Genomic DNA, 2,790 nt, shown 5'->3' with positions numbered 1-2,790 from the left:
CCTCACCTTGTTTATAACTCCAGGGGTTGCCTTTAATTCTTCTCTTTGGATTTGCCTTGTAAGGGAGTTTTCTATTTTTTGTAGGTCTTTGTATGTCTTACTAATCTGCCTATCATATCTTGTTTGTTGAATATTATTTATCTTATCATTTATATACATACTAGTTTGCTCAGCTATCCTCATAGGGCACCTCCTTATAAATTATTATTAATATTTACCTTCTGATATATCTTTCATAATCTTGTCAGCTACCATTTTACCCTCTACATTATAATTACCTGAATCAATATCCCTTTTTAGGGCATCTACCTTGTCATATCTTATATCTGGCATCTCTTTTAATGTATTAACCATCTCATTTGTCTTATATGCATCTTGTGATATATCTACTTTATCACTGTTATTAACATTAGTAGTCTTATTTGTCTTTACTTTACTACTCTCTAACTGTTTTCTCTTTACTTCAGCTTGCTTATTAACATCTTTTAGGTTTTCAAAACTGCTTATATTTGTTTTATCCTCTATTTGCATGGTATTGGCCTCTTTTTAAATATATATCGTCAGAAAAGCTAAAAACTTTAGTAATAATTATTATATATTTTATTTAAATTTTATAAAGCTAAAATTATTAATTTAAAGTTTTAAGTTTTGCTATATAATTAACCTATAAAATTTCTTCAAAAAAACCTTAAATAAATTTTAGTATTTTAACAACTTTTGAGCAAGTATTTAAATTTAATATATAATATTTTGCAAATTTAATTAATATTGACAATTAAAATAATTTATTATATTTCTAAATAATACATATATGATTTTAATATTAATTTTAATAGAGGCAGATAAAAATGAATGAATGTATAAAATATATAAAGAATAGAAGGTCAATTAACTACTTTGATAGTGAGAAAAAAATTGATAGAAACTTGTTAAACGAACTATTAGAATTAGCCAACCTTTCACCCTCTTCAATAAATCTGCAGCCTTGGGAAGTAATTATTGTAGAAAAGGATGAAAACAAAAAATTATTAAGAGAGTGTGCTTTTAATCAACCAAAGGTAGAAGAAGCAAGTGCTGTATTAATAATAATAGCTAATCCAAAGGCAGTTGAAGAAAACATAGATAGAGTATTGAATAATTGGGTTAAAATTGGTAATATTACCAGTGATAAAATAGATATATACAAGAATACGGCCAAAAAGTTATATTCTGATGATTACAAATCATATAAAAGGTCTATTTTCTCAGTAAAAAATACCTCATTTTTCGCAATGAGCATAATGATAAGCGCAAGATTTTTGGGTCTTGAAACCCATCCAATGGACGGTTTTGATGAGGCAAAAATAAAAGATACATTTAATATCGATAACTACAAAATAATACCATTACTTATAGCTATAGGATATCCCGCAAAAAATATAAAATTAAACAAACGAGGAGAAAGGAGAAAGCTTGTAGAATTTGTTCGTTATTTATAAATAATATAATATTATACTTCTATTTTTTATCCAAAAGTAACCTTGTATATAATTTAGCAACCTTTTCTGCAATCAATTCAATTGAATATCTATTTACGTGCTTAAGAGCATTATTTGACAACTCATTATATTTTTCATTATTTTCAATTATTGTTTTAATCTTTTCAGCCCAACTATATATATTTTCAGGGGTTTTATAGCCGTTGTAATCATTATTTATAATATCATCTATACCACTCGATTGAACAGCCACAACAGGACATCCACCAGCCATTGCCTCAAGTAAAACCAAACCTTGAGTTTCAGTTGTTGATGCAAAAACAAATATATCAGAAAATATATAATATTTAGCGATATTCTCTGGCAAAACTTCACCCACTAATATTACAACTTCATCTAGTTCTAACTTTTTAATATAACTTTCCAATGCCTCTTTCTCATCACCTTTACCAATTATCAATAATTTAAAAGGAATATCTGTTAAGTTTTTTAAAATTTTTATTCCATCTATAATAAAATATAGATTTTTTTCCTTTGACAATCTAGAGACAGTAATAAGTATAACTTCATTAGGTTTCTCTTTATATTTTTTTTCTAACTTAGTTAAATCAGATTTAGCAACACTCTTATAAAGGTCAAAATCAACACCTGTTGGCAAAATTTCAATATTACATCTAACACCTATATTTTTGAGGTAATCCCTTGCATTAGTTGTTGGCGCTATCACTAAATCACATTTCTTTGCAAAATTTTTAATTATATAGTGAGATAGCACATTTTTAAAGATCTTCTTACCTATTGGTACATAGTGTGAATATTTCTCCAATCTAGTATGATAGGTTAATACCAAAGGACATCTATAAATCTTAGATAATCGCATACCTTTTCTACCCATCCAAAAAGGATGATGAACATGGACAATGTCTATATTTTTTTCTTCAAATATTTTTGATATATTTGGATTAAGAATATTAGTAATAGGGATATTGCTAAATTTTTTATATTTAAATAAATATTTAAACCTAATCTCTTCTATATCATCTTTATAATATATTTTATAAGATCTACAATCATTAAAAGAGGGAGCAAAAATTATTGGTTTAAGACCCATCCTGCTAAGCCCTTTAGAGAGCCTGTATATAGAAGTAGGTACCCCTCCAACAAAGGGCAAATAATTATTTGTAAACATTGCTATATTCAGAGGCTTTATAATTTTTAAATTTTCATAATCAAAGGAATAATTATAATATTCAACTTCTCTATTAAATTTATTATAAATATAAATTATAATTATTAATAAAAGTGCTAAAAT

4 protein-coding genes are annotated in these 2,790 nt (G+C 26.2%); 1 reads left to right on the top strand and 3 read right to left on the bottom strand.

What is annotated here, in order from left to right; translation table 11 throughout:
• Both SVN78_10015 and flgM read right to left on the bottom strand, forming a co-directional pair.
• Nucleotides 1-183, bottom strand: a 183-nt coding sequence (locus tag SVN78_10015; GenBank protein MDY6821941.1) for a hypothetical protein, incomplete at its 3' end; no start/stop codon positions are given.
• A gap of 24 nt (nucleotides 184-207) precedes the next feature.
• The gene (flgM, locus tag SVN78_10010) at nucleotides 208-531 is read right to left on the bottom strand and encodes a flagellar biosynthesis anti-sigma factor FlgM (GenBank protein ID MDY6821940.1); all 324 of its coding nucleotides are present in this window, start codon (nucleotides 529-531) and stop codon (nucleotides 208-210) included.
• Nucleotides 532-848: 317 nt separating this feature from the next.
• On the opposite strand from flgM, the gene SVN78_10005 reads away from it, so the two are divergent.
• Nucleotides 849-1,478: a nitroreductase family protein gene (locus SVN78_10005; GenBank protein ID MDY6821939.1), complete on the top strand. Its 630-nt coding sequence runs from the start codon at nucleotides 849-851 to the stop codon at nucleotides 1,476-1,478.
• Nucleotides 1,479-1,497: 19 nt separating this feature from the next.
• Here the strand turns inward: SVN78_10005 and SVN78_10000 are convergent.
• A partial coding sequence (locus tag SVN78_10000) for a glycosyltransferase (protein ID MDY6821938.1) occupies nucleotides 1,498-2,790 on the bottom strand: 1,293 nt, incomplete at its 5' end.

Source organism: Deferribacterota bacterium (assembly GCA_034189185.1).
GTDB lineage: Bacteria > Chrysiogenota > Deferribacteres > Deferribacterales > UBA228 > UBA228.
Note: the sequence above shows the minus strand (reverse complement) of the source record. Positions and strands in the feature narration are given on the sequence as shown.

Bases quoted from the DNA above. Each gene is read 5' to 3' on its own strand.
- flgM (MDY6821940.1), bottom strand. From the start codon at position 531: ATGCAAATAGAGGATAAAACAAATATAAGCAGTTTTGAAAACCTAAAA.
- SVN78_10005 (MDY6821939.1), top strand. From the start codon at position 849: ATGAATGAATGTATAAAATATATAAAGAATAGAAGGTCAATTAACTAC.